The organism is Streptomyces sp. JJ66 (assembly GCF_019303495.1).
In the GTDB taxonomy this organism is placed as follows: Bacteria; Actinomycetota; Actinomycetes; order Streptomycetales; family Streptomycetaceae; genus Streptomyces.
This window is the reverse complement of the sequence record NZ_JAEVFI010000019.1, coordinates 1-12,023: the sequence shown is the minus strand read 5'-3', so window position 1 is coordinate 12,023 and position 12,023 is coordinate 1. Positions and strand designations below refer to the sequence as shown.

21 protein-coding genes and 1 pseudogene are annotated in these 12,023 nt (G+C 72.9%); 19 read left to right on the top strand and 3 right to left on the bottom strand.

Annotated elements, in window-relative coordinates; all coding sequences use genetic code 11:
• Nucleotides 1-266 precede the first annotated feature (266 nt).
• The 5 genes from JJV70_RS15220 to JJV70_RS15200 all read left to right on the top strand — a co-directional run bounded on the left by JJV70_RS15220 (nucleotide 267) and on the right by JJV70_RS15200 (nucleotide 2,954).
• Entirely contained in the window at nucleotides 267-1,073 is an 807-nt protein-coding gene (locus tag JJV70_RS15220; RefSeq protein ID WP_219048512.1) for a DNA cytosine methyltransferase, read from the top strand.
• 146 nt (nucleotides 1,074-1,219) lie between these two features.
• Nucleotides 1,220-1,630, top strand: a complete 411-nt coding sequence (locus JJV70_RS15215; RefSeq protein ID WP_219048511.1) for a hypothetical protein — start codon at nucleotides 1,220-1,222, stop codon at nucleotides 1,628-1,630.
• A complete protein-coding gene (locus JJV70_RS15210; protein ID WP_219048510.1) occupies nucleotides 1,627-2,055 on the top strand; it encodes a hypothetical protein in 429 nt (142 codons plus the stop codon). The genes JJV70_RS15215 and JJV70_RS15210 overlap by 4 nt, the downstream gene beginning before the upstream one ends.
• A 74-nt stretch (nucleotides 2,056-2,129) precedes the next feature.
• Nucleotides 2,130-2,768: a hypothetical protein gene (locus JJV70_RS15205; protein WP_219048509.1), complete on the top strand. Its 639-nt coding sequence runs from the start codon at nucleotides 2,130-2,132 to the stop codon at nucleotides 2,766-2,768.
• Between the two features lie 24 nt (nucleotides 2,769-2,792).
• Entirely contained in the window at nucleotides 2,793-2,954 is a 162-nt protein-coding gene (locus tag JJV70_RS15200; RefSeq protein ID WP_219048508.1) for a hypothetical protein, read from the top strand.
• A gap of 64 nt (nucleotides 2,955-3,018) precedes the next feature.
• Here JJV70_RS15200 and JJV70_RS15195 read toward each other — a convergent pair whose 3' ends face one another.
• Complete coding sequence (locus JJV70_RS15195; protein WP_219048507.1) at nucleotides 3,019-3,189, bottom strand: hypothetical protein; 171 nt, start codon at nucleotides 3,187-3,189, stop codon at nucleotides 3,019-3,021.
• A gap of 122 nt (nucleotides 3,190-3,311) precedes the next feature.
• Here JJV70_RS15195 and JJV70_RS15190 point away from each other — a divergent pair, with 122 nt between their 5' ends.
• The 4 genes from JJV70_RS15190 to JJV70_RS15175 all read left to right on the top strand — a co-directional run bounded on the left by JJV70_RS15190 (nucleotide 3,312) and on the right by JJV70_RS15175 (nucleotide 6,470).
• Entirely contained in the window at nucleotides 3,312-3,512 is a 201-nt protein-coding gene (locus JJV70_RS15190; protein WP_219048506.1) for a hypothetical protein, read from the top strand.
• Between the two features lie 147 nt (nucleotides 3,513-3,659).
• The gene (locus JJV70_RS15185; protein ID WP_219048505.1) at nucleotides 3,660-3,989 is read left to right on the top strand and encodes a hypothetical protein; all 330 of its coding nucleotides are present in this window, start codon (nucleotides 3,660-3,662) and stop codon (nucleotides 3,987-3,989) included.
• A 232-nt stretch (nucleotides 3,990-4,221) separates the two neighbouring features.
• Nucleotides 4,222-4,842, top strand: a complete 621-nt coding sequence (locus JJV70_RS15180; protein WP_219048504.1) for a DNA-binding protein — start codon at nucleotides 4,222-4,224, stop codon at nucleotides 4,840-4,842.
• 503 nt (nucleotides 4,843-5,345) lie between these two features.
• The gene (locus JJV70_RS15175; RefSeq protein WP_219048503.1) at nucleotides 5,346-6,470 is read left to right on the top strand and encodes a methyltransferase domain-containing protein; all 1,125 of its coding nucleotides are present in this window, start codon (nucleotides 5,346-5,348) and stop codon (nucleotides 6,468-6,470) included.
• Nucleotides 6,471-6,487: 17 nt separating this feature from the next.
• Here JJV70_RS15175 and JJV70_RS15170 read toward each other — a convergent pair whose 3' ends face one another.
• Together JJV70_RS15170 and JJV70_RS15165 are read right to left on the bottom strand one after the other, a co-directional pair.
• The gene (locus JJV70_RS15170; protein WP_219048502.1) at nucleotides 6,488-7,651 is read right to left on the bottom strand and encodes a helix-turn-helix domain-containing protein; all 1,164 of its coding nucleotides are present in this window, start codon (nucleotides 7,649-7,651) and stop codon (nucleotides 6,488-6,490) included.
• A gap of 155 nt (nucleotides 7,652-7,806) precedes the next feature.
• Nucleotides 7,807-8,073: a hypothetical protein gene (locus JJV70_RS15165; RefSeq protein ID WP_257574007.1), complete on the bottom strand. Its 267-nt coding sequence runs from the start codon at nucleotides 8,071-8,073 to the stop codon at nucleotides 7,807-7,809.
• A 240-nt stretch (nucleotides 8,074-8,313) separates the two neighbouring features.
• Here JJV70_RS15165 and JJV70_RS15160 point away from each other — a divergent pair, with 240 nt between their 5' ends.
• The 10 genes and pseudogenes from JJV70_RS15160 to JJV70_RS15115 all read left to right on the top strand — a co-directional run.
• Nucleotides 8,314-8,697, top strand: a complete 384-nt coding sequence (locus JJV70_RS15160; protein WP_219048500.1) for a hypothetical protein — start codon at nucleotides 8,314-8,316, stop codon at nucleotides 8,695-8,697.
• Nucleotides 8,694-8,852: a hypothetical protein gene (locus JJV70_RS15155; protein ID WP_219048499.1), complete on the top strand. Its 159-nt coding sequence runs from the start codon at nucleotides 8,694-8,696 to the stop codon at nucleotides 8,850-8,852. The genes JJV70_RS15160 and JJV70_RS15155 overlap by 4 nt, the downstream gene beginning before the upstream one ends.
• A gap of 1 nt (nucleotide 8,853) precedes the next feature.
• Nucleotides 8,854-9,009, top strand: coding sequence for a hypothetical protein (locus JJV70_RS15150; RefSeq protein WP_219048498.1), 156 nt, complete (start codon nucleotides 8,854-8,856; stop codon nucleotides 9,007-9,009).
• 62 nt (nucleotides 9,010-9,071) lie between these two features.
• Nucleotides 9,072-9,362, top strand: coding sequence for a hypothetical protein (locus JJV70_RS15145; RefSeq protein WP_219048497.1), 291 nt, complete (start codon nucleotides 9,072-9,074; stop codon nucleotides 9,360-9,362).
• The gene (locus JJV70_RS15140; protein WP_219048496.1) at nucleotides 9,362-9,502 is read left to right on the top strand and encodes a hypothetical protein; all 141 of its coding nucleotides are present in this window, start codon (nucleotides 9,362-9,364) and stop codon (nucleotides 9,500-9,502) included. Before JJV70_RS15145 ends, JJV70_RS15140 begins: the two co-directional genes overlap by 1 nt.
• Nucleotides 9,499-10,410: a hypothetical protein gene (locus tag JJV70_RS15135; protein WP_219048495.1), complete on the top strand. Its 912-nt coding sequence runs from the start codon at nucleotides 9,499-9,501 to the stop codon at nucleotides 10,408-10,410. The genes JJV70_RS15140 and JJV70_RS15135 overlap by 4 nt, the downstream gene beginning before the upstream one ends.
• A complete protein-coding gene (locus tag JJV70_RS15130; RefSeq protein ID WP_219048494.1) occupies nucleotides 10,407-10,598 on the top strand; it encodes a hypothetical protein in 192 nt (63 codons plus the stop codon). The genes JJV70_RS15135 and JJV70_RS15130 overlap by 4 nt, the downstream gene beginning before the upstream one ends.
• Before the next feature lie 9 nt (nucleotides 10,599-10,607).
• Nucleotides 10,608-11,264 carry a hypothetical protein gene (locus tag JJV70_RS15125; RefSeq protein WP_219048493.1) on the top strand — a complete coding sequence of 219 codons (657 nt, stop codon included), beginning with the start codon at nucleotides 10,608-10,610 and terminating at the stop codon, nucleotides 11,262-11,264.
• A gap of 17 nt (nucleotides 11,265-11,281) precedes the next feature.
• Nucleotides 11,282-11,686 carry a hypothetical protein gene (locus JJV70_RS15120; RefSeq protein WP_219048492.1) on the top strand — a complete coding sequence of 135 codons (405 nt, stop codon included), beginning with the start codon at nucleotides 11,282-11,284 and terminating at the stop codon, nucleotides 11,684-11,686.
• Nucleotides 11,686-12,023: pseudogene (locus JJV70_RS15115) on the top strand (hypothetical protein); the annotation flags it as partial. The gene JJV70_RS15120 and the pseudogene JJV70_RS15115, both read left to right, overlap by 1 nt.

Here is a 12,023-nt window from a genome sequence, read left to right as displayed (position 1 = left end):
CGTCCACCGCGCACCCGACACCCCCCGGCCCGCCTGCGGCGACCAGCTCACCACCTGGACGTGCACCCTGCCCACCGGCCCGCACCCCGGCTGGCGGCACGTGGACCAGACCACGGGCGCTTGGTGGCAGCAGTCCGCCATCCCGCCCCACACCAACCGCGACCGCGCCACCGCCCCGTGACACGGCAGCGGCCCCTCCCGCAGCAACCGGGAGGGGCCAGCCCCAGCATCCCACGCCCACCCCGGAACACACCCAGGAGACACCCGTGAGCGCCTACCGGCACGACAGCGACCTCACCTTCACTGACCTGTTCTGTGGCGCTGGCGGCTCTTCCACGGGCCTTGTCGAGACCGGCTACACCCTGCGCCTGGCCGCGAACCACGATCCCGTCAGCATCCGCACCCACGCCGCCAACCACTCGGGCGCCGAACACCTCATCGCCGACATCAACGCTCTCGACAAGCGCCGCCTGCCCCGCACCCGCATCCTGTGGGGCTCTCCGATCTGTACCGAGATCAGCCCTTCCGGCGGGCGACGCCGCACCCGCGGCCAGGCCGCGTTCGACCTGGACGGCTCCGGTGAGGACGGGCAGGCGCGGCAGGAAACGTTCGAGCGGACCCGCGCGACCGCGCTGGACATCATCGCCGCCGTACTGCCGCCGCTGCCGGGCCGCTTGCAAGGCCCAGCCCGCTCTGGTCGAGCTGGGCTGCCGCTGCCCGTCCCCGACGCCGGGCCTGCACCCAACCCGCGTCACCCAGGTCCACACCGTGCCGTCCCGCCGCCTGCGGGCCGCGCCAGACGCCGCCGAGGAGACGACCCGATGACCGACCCGACGACCCGGCCCGACGACGACTCGTGGGCACCGTCGCGTCCGCCCGCCGCACACCGCCGTACCGGACGCGGCGCCCTGACGCCGCAGCAGCAGGCACTCGCCGAGGACCTGCACGTGCGGGCGCTCGCGCTGCGCGCGGCGTCGGAGGACGGCATGCCGATCCGGGAGGCCGTCGCGCTCGCCGCCGTCCAACTCGGCGTAGAACCATCGCAATCCATTACAGAAGGGACGGTAGGCTGATGGCCGCACTGCGCAACACCCCGAACCCGGCCCCGAGAACGGCCAGAAACGGCCCTCTCGCGGCCTCAACCCCCACCCCACGAGCCGAGCAAGGGGAGGGGGGGCTCGCAGAGCCTTACGCGGGCACACAGGGCGCCGCGCCGCGCATGCGCGCCGACACCGCGACGGACGACGGACTGGACGCCCTGTACGCCGAGCTGCACATGCTGCGCGCCGTCCGCGACCGGGAAATCGCCGCAGCCATGGCCGAACTCACGGAGGACACCGGCGAGGAGGGGCCGCCCATCGTGGAGGCACTCGCCTACCGCTGCTCGGGCCTGTATGACGCCCGCGAGGAGCGTGACCGCGCCCGCCGGACCGCAGTCGCGCTGGAGAACGAACTCGCCGCCGCCGACGCCCAGCTCGCCGCCGTGCGCGCCGCCTGCGACGCCGCCCACGGCGACGCCGCCCACGGCGACGCCACCCGCTACGTCCCACGACGCGGCACCTACGACGACGGCGCACTGGACACCGCCCGCCGCATCCGCGCCGCCCTCGACACCAGGGAGCTCCGATGACGCCCACCGAAGAACTCCGCGCAGCCGCCGACAAGCTCCGCGCTCTCGTGACCGCCGCTTCCACCGCCACCGCCACGCCCGTCGAGCGGGACGGCAAACCGACCACCGAGTGGCACTTCGCGGAGTCGCGCCCCGGCCACGGCTACCTGTACGCCGCCAACCCCACCGGACCCGGCACGCGGCTCATGCACGCCGACGGACCCCGCACCTACCCCAGCATGCGCACCCGCCACGGCGCCTACGCCGCTGCCATGGACCCCGCCCTCGGGGCCGCCCTCGCCGGCTGGCTGGACGCCGAGGCCGCCCGGCTGGCCGCCACCGCCCATCCCGGCTGGCACGACACCCTCGCCAGCCCCCACGCACTCGCCATCGCCCGCCTGATCAACGGGGAGCCGCGTTCCCACAGCCCCCTGCCTGACGCCTGACCCGCCCCGTGCGGCGTCCGTCCCCACCGGGCGCCGCCCCCAGTACCCGCACCACCGCACCCCCGGGAGAATCCGTGGATCACCTCGCCGAGCCCGCGCCGCGTCTCTGCGCCGCCTGCCACCGCACCGTCCACCCCACCACGCCCGGTGGGCTGTGCGACCGGTGCTACAGCAGTACCGCCACCCATCTCGCCAAGCTGCCGGGCCTGTATGCGGCGCTCGGCGGTGTCCTCGCGCCTGGGCGGGGGGCGGCGCTCGTCGGCACCCGGCACAGCGGCAGCGGCGGGCGGGCGCCGCTGCGCCTGCATGCCATCGACCTCCAGACGGAGGCGCACGCCGTGCTCACCAGCTGGGCGCGGGAGTGGGTGGAGTCCGGGTACGCCACGGCGCCCGACTGGCCCGCCTCCGCCGAGGGCCAGGTGGCTGAGGCGTGCCGGGTGCTGCGCTGGAACTGGGGCCGGGCCTCCCGCCAGCACCCGGCCGTGGCCGAGTTCGTGGACGAGATCGCGCAGTGGCACCGGCGCATACAGGCCGCCGTCACCGGCGACCCCGGTGAGCGCCGCATCGGGGTGGTGTGCGCGTGCGGGACGGTGCTGCGGGTCACCGTCTCCACCGGGCGTGCCAGCTGCGGCGGCTGCGGCACCGAGTACCCGCGCGTGGACCTGCTGGGGCTGCCCCTGGCCTCCCGGTCCGCCACCGCGAACGCCGCCTGAACCGCACCGACTACCATTGGAGGTATGACCATGGACCGTCACCCCCTCGCCGACCGCATCGAGGCCACCGTGGACGCCCTGCCCGAGGCGCAGCAGCTCACGGCCGCCCGTGATCTCCTGCTCGCGCCCGACCGCGAGCTGGAGCAGACCGTCCAGCGCTACGAGCGTCAGGCGCGCACCGCCTGAGACGGCCGTAGCATGGCGAAGTGCCCGCCCCCGGCTCCAACGGGGGCGGGCACTCACTGTTGGGTCAGCGCTTGTTCAGGGTGACCCAGTAGGAGCCTCCCCGGCGCTCCACTCCGATCGAGAACTTCCGGGCGAGTCCGCGCCGAACGAGGTTCTTCGCGAGTTTGGCCTGGAGTTCCCGGGCGGCCTTGCGGCCGTCGGGGGTGTCGGGGAAGGTCCCGAGAACTTCTTCCACGTGTTTCCTTTCGTCCCGGGCTTGGGCTCTGCTGCCCTCCCGATGACCTAAATATAGCAAGTGAGTCTTGCTTATGGCAAGTCCATCTTGCTTTTGGGCTGGTTCCGTCCTACCGTCAGACCATGGACAACCTCGACCAGCAGCTCAACCAGCTCAAAGCCCTCGATGACCGCATCCGCCAGCTCACCGCCGAGCGCGACGACCTCGCCCGCGCCATCCTCGCCACCAACATCCACGGCATCCGCGACAAGGTCCGTGTAGCCCTCGGCCTGCGCTCCCTCCAGGCCCTCCGTGACCGCTACGGATCACGGCCGAAAGCGTGACCGCCCGCCGTCAGGTTCAGCACTCAGTTACATCTGCGGGGCGTGGCAGGCTTGACCGTGGCGCGATAGTGCTGTATTCTTTTAAGTGTCGGCAAGGGGAACGGCACCCCAGACCGACACCACCAACACCCCGAAAGGACACAGCACATGAACACCAGCACCTACAGCGCAGAGGAACTGAGCAAGGCCACCGGGCAGTTCCTCGACCGCCACCTGAAGCCGATCGCGCACCGCACCGGTCGTCACGTCGGCGAAGTGCTGGACGAGCTCGCCGAAGACCTTTTCACCGGCGGAGTGCTCGCCTACATGATGGCCAACCGCATGGCCGAGCAGGACCCGGCCATCGACGTCAACGCCGAGGCGGGCGCCATGTTCCTGGCCATGATCCGCAAGATGCCCGGGCGGGTGAACCTGGCCAAGACTCTCGTAGGTGCCATCTACCGCGAGATTCGCGCGGCCGAGGGCATCCAGGGCTGACGACGCCAGCCGGGGGCGGGAACGGCACCCGCCCCCGGCGCCATTAACACGCAGAAAGTAGGCCCCAAGACAGCGGTAAGGGCCGGTGGGGACACCCCAGGGGGTGACGGCATCCCACCGGCCCGACGCTTCCACCAACACCGGCCAAAGGACCGAACGGAAAGCGGCCCCAGTGTAGACCGAACCGGGGCCATGTCCTCGCACCAGCACTACCCGCCCCGAAGGAGCCCCGGTGATCCCGCACGGCCGCCCCACCCTCGATCTTCACGGCGTAGCCGACCTTGCCGGGGTCTCGCTGACGACATGGCGCCGCCGACATCACGACGCGTTCACCGCCGCGGTGCCCCCGCTTCCCGGGACGCTGCGCCCGGCTCTCTACGACGCCGCCCAGGTCGAAGCTTTCCTGGATGGCAAGCCTCTGCCATCCCTGCCTGCGACGCCTCACCCCGACGACCTGCTGACCGACGCCGAGGCCGCAACCGTCGCCGGTGTCAGCGCGTCCACGATCCGGGCCGACGCCGTAAGCGGGCTGATGCCCCGGGGCGAGGAGCGGCACGGCCGCCGGTGGTGGACTCGCGCCACCGCCGAGGCCCGCGCCGCCCGCCCGACGCAGTACAGGGGCCGCGCACCCGGCGCCCGGGACAAGGCCCCGCGTAGACGCCGACCGGATCACCGGGTTGCCGAGGTTGCCGCCGAGCTGGAGCGGGCGGACATTGGCCGCCGAGGCCCCGTGACCGCCGGAGAGCTGGCCGCGCTCTACGAGGTCAGCACCCGCACCGCTGAGCGCATCATGGCCAAAGCCCGCACCGTGCGGGGCACGCGAGGGTCCGACCGCAAGCAGCCAAACGGGTGATCGCCCGGCGGACTCGGCGTCGCTACCGTGGGCGTTGACCGACTCCTCGCTCCGTCCAGGGAGGCCCCGTGGTGTCCGATCCCGCCGCCGCTCGGTCGTGGCCGTACACGGTCCGCCTGCCGCGCGGGCGGACCGACCACCGCGCCCGGCGGTTGGCTGACGGATACTTCGAGACCGCCTGTCGCGACGGCGGCGTCTTCCCTCTGGGGCGCCATCTCACCCGGCCGCTGTGCTACCGGCCGTGCCGCAGATGCGGTCAGGCGGTGGGTGATCGCCTGGCGTGCTCGACAAGAGCGCGAACCGGCCAGCGTCCGGCGTGAAGTCGCCCTTCCCTCGCATGGTCGCTCTCCGGTACTGTCCAGGCGCGTTACGTCACCGCACTGGAAGGGGTGCACCACCATGGGTAAACACGGCGGCAAGCCAGACCCGTCAGAGGGCGACGGGCACAAACCGCACAAACCGATCCCCCCGCCCGACCCCAAGCGCCCCGAGAAGCCGAAGCGTTGACCAGCCCCGCAGCCCTCGCGGGTGCGCTGCGCGACGCCGGACACCTCACCGACGACTGGGCCGACACCCTGGCCGCAGTGCCGCGCGAGACCTTCATCCCCGACCGCGTATGGGTGCGCGGAGACGACGGCTACCACCCCGTAGACCGCGCCACCGAACCCGGCCGGTGGCGCGCACTCATCTACTCCGACACCGCGCTCGTGACTCAGGTCGCCGACCCGCCCGGCGCCCCCGTGGCGCTCACCCCGACCAGCTCGGCGAGCATGCCCCGCGTCGTCGCCGCCATGCTCGCCGAGCTCGACGTACAACCTGGCCAGCGGGTGCTGGAAATCGGCACGGGCACCGGCTATAACGCCGCCCTGCTGTGCCACCGCCTCGGCGACGAGCACGTCACTAGCGTTGAGGTGGACCCCGAGCTGGCCGACACCGCCCGCGCCGCGCTGAAACGGGCCGGATACGCGCCGACCCTGCATACGGGCGACGGCACCCAAGGTGCCCCCGAGAACGCGCCGTTCGACCGGATCGTCGTCACGTGCGCCCTGCACACCATCCCCCCGGCGCTGGTGCAGCAGCTCAACCCGGGCGGGGTGATCGTCACGCCGTGGGGCACCGGCCTGTACAACGGCGTGCTGCTCCGCCTCACTGTCGGCGGCGAGGGCGCGGCCAGCGGACCCGTGGTGGGTGACTGTGCGTTCATGTGGAACCGTGGCGAAACACCCGGGCGGGATGTGATGGCGCTCGTCCGCGCCGACCACCAGCCCGCCACCTCCCGCACCACCCTCGACCCCCGGCGTGTGTTCGGCGACGAGGACGCGGCGTTCACCGCCGGGGTGCTGGTGCCCGGCTGCCGCTACAGCGTCGGCCACAGCCCGGACGACGGCGAGTTCACGCTGTGGCTCGGCGACCCCAACACCAGCTCGTGGGCCAGCGGCGATTACGTCCCCGGCGGGGGCGAGTTCGAGGTGCAGCAGCACGGCCCGCGCATGCTGTGGGACGAGATCGAGCGCGCGCACGGCTGGTGGGTACAGGCGGGCTCCCCGGCGCGCACCCGCTACGGGCTCACGGTCACCCCGGGCGGTCAGCGCGTCTGGCTCGACACGCCCGACCGCACCGTCCCGTAGGGCGTGGCCCGGCCTGGTCACCGGCCGAGCCGCACCCCGGCGGCGGCGAGCCCCACGTAGCGGGCGACGAGGGGGGCGCTGTAGAGGTCGATGGCGTCGTCCAGGTCGCGGTCGGCGTGGTCGAGGACCCGGTGCGGGTCGTGCACGGCGGCGGCCCGGGCCTGCCGCCGGTCGGTGTCGGTGCGCGGGGCGGCGTCGGCCACCAGCTGCCGCATCGCCGCGCGGGTCTGCTGCTGGCGGCAGTAGGTAGCCCACGCGGGGCTGTCGGCCGGTGCGACCGCATCCGCTGTGGGGATGCCGGGTTGTGCGGCGTGCTGGCGCAGGCGGGCGGTGATGTACGCGGCCGGCCGGCGGGGTCGCCAGGTGAGGTACCAGGCGTGGAGTTCGGCGGCGATGTCGTGCACGTCCAGGCCCGCGTCGATGAGCGGGCGCAGCGCGTAGCCGAGGCGCCGCAGGCCCTCGCGCTGAGTCCAGCCCACCAAGGGCCGCACCTGCCGGGCTACGGCGATATCGCGGGCCACCTGCCGGGCCGGGCGGCCGGTTCCCGCGCGGTGGGGGTGGGGCTTGTTCGGGGCGGGGTCGTTGTGGCGCCTCGCGCGCGAGGTGTTGTTCAACCCCCCACCCACATCAACTGTAGGTACGTCGGGGTAACGACCTAGAGATTGGGGCTCACGCCCTCCCGCTGAACGCCTGCCGCTGGCGCGCGTGTTGGCCTCCGCGATGGCACGCTCCCGTCCCGCGTCGGTAACCCCCACGATCCGCGCGCCGTAGCCGGTGCCGTCGAGGCGGTGGCCCAGGGCGTGGTCGTAGGCGGGCGGGATGGTGGCGGCGTAGACGGTGGCGGTTCCCGCATACGGGCGTCCGGGGAGGCGGAGGTTGGTGCGGGTGCCGTGCCGCAGCCACGCCAGCAGCCCCGCCTCGCGCAGCACGCGGGCGTGGCGTTTGACGGTGGCGCGGGAGATGCCGAGCCGGTGGGCGGTGCCGTCCAGGTCGTACAGGACGGTGCCCTCGCGGTAGTCCATGCGCCGCGCGAGGTCGGCGGCGACCCGCTCCGTGGTGCCGTTCGCGCGGGAGTGGAGTCCGGCGCCGACCAGCCATGTCACGGCGCGCAGCCACGCCCGGGGCTGAGCACGGCGCGCGGGGGTGGCGGCGGCCTCCTGCTGCGGGCGGGTGAGCGGCACCCATCCGGGCGCGGGGGCATCTGGGCATGGCGGAGCCTGCCCGGGTACGCTGTGCAAGCGTTAGTCCTTACTGGCAAGTGGGACTCGTTGATCAGCGGACTGCGAATCCGCTGGTACTCACGGCCGGGCGGTCTTCACACCGCTCGGCCGTTCTGCTACTCGGACGTCTTGACGTTCTGCTTTCGACGCACCGCACCGCTCAGACCTTGGCCGATCTGCTGCGCGCGAGCGGGGGTGATTCCTCCGATGATGCTGGCGATTTCCTTCCAAGACTTGCCCTGACCTCTGAGCGCTTGGACGCGCCGCTGCCGCAGTTCGCGCAGACGCTTTTGGTACTGCGGCCAGTCCTTCAGAGCCGCAGAGACTTCGGCCGTGCAGTGCGCATCATCCTCGATGGCCTCCAGTGCCTCGATGGCTTCCAAGATTCGCCTCCTTTCCTCGGATTCGTTCGTCACTCCCCGCTCTCCCTTCGGCTGCCGGGAGCGCGCCACGCCCCACATTAAGCCCCGGGGTTGCATTAAGGCAATCCCGGGGTTTAACGTGCTGTCTGCGCGGCCCGCACTCCGGTCTCGTGCACCAACAGAACGGCCCCGGCCCGGCGTTGCAGCGCCTTGGGCCGGGGCCAGACCCACCCACAACCACTACGAAAGGGCAGGTCCGTCATGGATCGTATCGGCGCCGCCCTCGCCGAGGGCAGTCCCACCGCCGGATGGGGCGACAACCAGCCCGCCATCCCCCGCATCCCCCGGCCCCGACCCGCCACCCCGCACAGTCAGGCCGACGAACACCTCCGCCGCATCCGGCACGCCCGCCAGCACACCGCCCGGCTCGTCAACCAGGTCGCCGACCTGCTGGCCCGGCACTGGCCCAACGCGACCATGACCGAGGCCCACCGCATGAGCACCGCCCTCACCGTCGCCGGAGGAGACGCCGACGCCGCCAGGCCGATCCTGCGCGCCCTCCCGTTCGTCGCCGACGAGCCCGGCCTCACCCGCGCCGAATACGCCCTCCGCCTCCGCCTGACCACCGCCGGAGTCACGCTGTGACCCGCCGCCAGCCCGACAACCAGCCCCGCGAAAACCGCGTCGTCAGCGAACCGGCCACCGTCGAAGCGTGCCGCCGCGACTACCAGCAGGGCGCCGCCGCCCGCGCCGGACTCGACAAGGACGCCCACCGCCGCTACGCACCCAAGGAGAAGTGACATGGCCTGCCGCAAGACCTGCACCTGCGACTTCGGCAAGATCCGCAGCCAGACCTGGGACCCCGAAACCCGCCGCTGGTACCCCATCGACGACCCCTGCGACCGATGCCACGGCGAAACCTGCGGACGCTGCCCCTACTGCCGACCCCAGACCTAACCCACCCCAAACCGGCCGCCCCGGAGCCCCCAGCCCGGGGCGGCCACCCCCCGGAGACCCCCATGACCGACACCACCCCGACCGCCGACACCGACTGGCCCGAAGGTGTCATCGCTCGCTACGTCACCGTCGGCGGAGCCACCGTCGATCTCACCCACGACACCCTCACCGCCAACGACACCGCGCCGAACGTCACCTCCGCCCAGTGCGGCGGCTGCCCGGCGTACAGGAACTACGAGTGGCGCCCCCGCGCCGACCGCTTCGACAACGGCAGCACGTGGGCCGACAGCGACGCCCGCCCCTGGGCGCAGGAACACGCCGAGCGCTGCCGCGCCATGCCCCGCCCCGCCTGATGCACCGCCACCTGCGCGGCCCCCTCGCACGCCACGGGTTCACCGCCCTCGCCGTGCTCGCCGCCGCCACCGGCCAGTACCTCCCCGCCCTCATCTGCGCCGCCATCGCGGCCCACGCCTGGAAGGCACACCGCCGATGAACCGCCCCCGCTCACCCCTGCTCTACCCGGCCGCGCTCCTGTCCGCCGCCTCCCTCGCCTGGACCACCTGGTCCCTCGTAGACCTTCTCGGCGCCGGATGGATCGGCGTCACCGTCGCCACCGGAGCCGACATCATCTGGGCATCCGTCATCGTCGCCGAATACCGGGGCCTGCGCATCGGTAACCGCGCCTGGATCGTGCCCGCCCTCGGCTGGGCCGCACTCCTCACCGTCGCAGGATTCCTCGCCTGGCACGGCATCGACCGCGACTCCGCCGCCATGGCCGTCGCCGGACCCTTCCTGCCGCTCGGCGCCAAAGTCGTGTGGTTGCTCGCGCTCGCCGACATGCGCGACCCCGCCGCCCTCACCGACGACGAGCAGCACCAGCTCGCCGACATGGAGCGCGGCATGGCCTTCGAGCGAGCCCGGCACCGCATCGACATGGAGCGCCGCGAGATGCAAGCCGAACTCCTGCTCTCCGAGGTGTCCGTGGACTTCGACATCGAGCTCGCCCGACAGGAGCGCGGCCGGGAACTGGCCCGCCGCCGCCCCATCGAACTACCCGCCGCCGAGCCCCCAGCTCACCGCCGTGAGCCCACCGCTCACCCGGCTGAGCCACTGGCTCGCCACCCTGAGCCCAAGGGCTCGCCAGCCCCAGCCGTGCTCGTATCCGAGCAGGTCACCGCGCCTGAGCCCCCGGCCCGACCTGAGCCCGCCACCGGCCGCCCGTTCGGTTTCGCCACCAGCGCCACGGCTCAGTCGGCTCAGCGGGCTCAGGCCGTGGCTCAGGTCGCTGAGCTGGTGGCTCAGGACGCGGGGATCACCTCGGCCCAGGTCGCCGAGCTCCTGTCGGTGAGCCCCGCCACCGCCAAGCGCTACCTCCGTGAAGCGAGGGGAGGGGCACGGTGACCCCTGCCCACGTCCTCCTCGCGCTGAGCTTCACCGTGTGGGTCGCGCTCGGACTCGCCGCCGCCGTCACCGCGATCGCCGACCCCCACCTCACCAGCACCCGCGCCGAACGCGCCGCCTGCGTCGCCGCATGCGCATCCGCCGCCCTGTGCGTTGCTGCCGCCACCGCCCACGCCCTCACCGCATAGGACCCCGCCATGACGACCGCCCGCGCCGACGACTGGTGGGACCGCCTCTACGCCGACGAGCCCACCACTACCGCGCCCGCCCGGGTGCGCGGCGGGGGACGGCTCCCCGACTGGCGCACCGGCCAGCACGCCGACCTCACCGCCCCCGCACCAGACACCGCCCCGGACACCGAGCCGGACGCGGACACGGACCGGGACAGCACGCCGGACAGCGCCCCCACCAGCGACGACACCCCGGACACGGCCGACACAGAACCGGACAGCCAGCCGGACACCGGCTCCGCCCCGTCCCCCTGGCGCCGCGTCGTCAGCCACCCCGGCCACCGCCCCGCCTACCAGACACCCCACCCCGCCCGCAGCCCCCGCGCCGCGCTGGCCGACACCTGGCACCACGCCCCCGCCCGGCTGCGCTGGCTCACCTACCACGCCACCGCCGCCGCAGCAGGCTGGACTCTCGGCCTCGTGGACTACGCCACCCACATCACCGCCTGGATCGCCGCGAACGGACTCACCCACCCGCAGGCGTGGTTCTGGTACGCCATCGCCGCCGCCACCGCCCTCCTGCACCACCGCACCCGCGGCCTGTGGCTCCCCGTCGCCTGGCCCGCCGCCATCCCCCTCGCCTCCACCATCACCGGCATCACCCTCTACGCACCCGGTGCCTGACCAGCAAGGACACCATCATGGACTCCGTGTTCGGCAACCTCGGCGTCGTCGGCCTCGCCGTCGCCCTCACCGCCGTACTCCTCGTCGGCATCAAAGGCGGCGGCAAGATCAAACCGCTCGGCTGGTGGCCCTGCCTCATCCTCGGCATGCTCGCCGGAAGCGCCTACGCCGCCGCCGGGGGGTTGTTCTCCGTCGTGCCCGAACTCATCGGTGACGGCCTCGACCTCGCCCAGGGCATGATCCCCGGCCTCGGCATGGGCGCCATCGCCCTAACGCTGGCCATCGTGATCTTCTTCAAGAAGCTGACGACGAGGCAGGTCGCCCTCTCCGGCATCGTCTTCTGGTACGTAGCCGCAGGCGCGGGCGGCGTGTGGTCCACCGTTGCCGACGCTATCGCCAACCTCGGCGACAAGGTCGCCTAATGGCCTACCGCCAGCGGCTCGCCGCCGAACTCCGCCCCATCCTCGCCAGCGGGGAAGCCGCCCGCGCCCTCGCCACCGGCAGCCACGCCCTCACCAGCCGCATCCGGGCCTGGGTCATGCAAGACGGCCACCGGGGCCGCCTCGGCGGCCTCGCCACCGGCGCCGCACTCGCCGGGAAGACCATCGAGATGTGGCCCGCCACCGGCGCCGCACTCACCTGCGCATGGGTCATCGCCGCATGGATGCACGCACCCCCGCCACCCCCCACACGACCCGCCCCCTCACCCCCGCAGCAGACCCCCGCCGACGAGCCACAGCAGGAGCCCCCACCGCGCCC

What these genes read in the sequence shown, in the direction of transcription:
- JJV70_RS15120 (WP_219048492.1), top strand. Translation starts at nt 11,282, where the DNA reads ATGGACTCCGTGTTCGGCAACCTCGGCGTCGTCGGCCTCGCCGTCGCC.
- JJV70_RS15150 (WP_219048498.1), top strand. Translation starts at nt 8,854, where the DNA reads ATGGCCTGCCGCAAGACCTGCACCTGCGACTTCGGCAAGATCCGCAGC.
- JJV70_RS15135 (WP_219048495.1), top strand. Translation starts at nt 9,499, where the DNA reads ATGAACCGCCCCCGCTCACCCCTGCTCTACCCGGCCGCGCTCCTGTCC.
- JJV70_RS15190 (WP_219048506.1), top strand. Translation starts at nt 3,312, where the DNA reads ATGGACAACCTCGACCAGCAGCTCAACCAGCTCAAAGCCCTCGATGAC.
- JJV70_RS15200 (WP_219048508.1), top strand. Translation starts at nt 2,793, where the DNA reads ATGACCATGGACCGTCACCCCCTCGCCGACCGCATCGAGGCCACCGTG.
- JJV70_RS15215 (WP_219048511.1), top strand. Translation starts at nt 1,220, where the DNA reads ATGCGCGCCGACACCGCGACGGACGACGGACTGGACGCCCTGTACGCC.
- JJV70_RS15160 (WP_219048500.1), top strand. Translation starts at nt 8,314, where the DNA reads ATGGATCGTATCGGCGCCGCCCTCGCCGAGGGCAGTCCCACCGCCGGA.
- JJV70_RS15125 (WP_219048493.1), top strand. Translation starts at nt 10,608, where the DNA reads ATGACGACCGCCCGCGCCGACGACTGGTGGGACCGCCTCTACGCCGAC.
- JJV70_RS15140 (WP_219048496.1), top strand. Translation starts at nt 9,362, where the DNA reads ATGCACCGCCACCTGCGCGGCCCCCTCGCACGCCACGGGTTCACCGCC.
- JJV70_RS15185 (WP_219048505.1), top strand. Translation starts at nt 3,660, where the DNA reads ATGAACACCAGCACCTACAGCGCAGAGGAACTGAGCAAGGCCACCGGG.
- JJV70_RS15145 (WP_219048497.1), top strand. Translation starts at nt 9,072, where the DNA reads ATGACCGACACCACCCCGACCGCCGACACCGACTGGCCCGAAGGTGTC.
- JJV70_RS15210 (WP_219048510.1), top strand. Translation starts at nt 1,627, where the DNA reads ATGACGCCCACCGAAGAACTCCGCGCAGCCGCCGACAAGCTCCGCGCT.